This window comes from Mesorhizobium sp. M8A.F.Ca.ET.207.01.1.1 (assembly GCF_004794715.1).
In the GTDB taxonomy this organism is placed as follows: Bacteria; Pseudomonadota; Alphaproteobacteria; order Rhizobiales; family Rhizobiaceae; genus Mesorhizobium.
This window is the reverse complement of sequence record NZ_SRUS01000172.1, coordinates 1-387: the sequence shown is the minus strand read 5'-3', so window position 1 is coordinate 387 and position 387 is coordinate 1. Positions and strand designations below refer to the sequence as shown.

1 pseudogene is annotated in these 387 nt (G+C 67.4%); it reads left to right on the top strand.

The window, feature by feature from the left end:
- Positions 1 to 387, top strand: a pseudogene (locus EN850_RS34040) (peptidase M3); the annotation flags it as partial.

Genomic DNA, 387 nt, shown 5'->3' with positions numbered 1-387 from the left:
CTTCGCCAGTGCGCTGGACCAGAACCTGGCGCTGTATCGCCAATACCAGGCACTGGCCGCCAGCCCGGAGGCAGCACGCTTCGATGAAGCCCGGCGCAAGGTGCTGGACAACACGCTGCGTGACTTCCGGCTGGGCGGTGCCGAGCTGGCGCCGGAGGCGCAGCAGCGTTTCGCTGCGATCAAGGAGGAACTGTCGGCGCTGTCGGCCAAGTTCTCGCAGAACGTGCTCGACGCCACCGATGCATGGTCGCTGTTCATCGAGGACGAAGCGCGGCTGCAGGGCCTGCCGGAAGACGTGAAGGCCGCCGCGCGCGCTGCGGCAGAGAAGGACGGCAGGACCGGCTGGAAACTGACCCTGCAGATGCCGTGCTACCTGCCGGTGCAGAC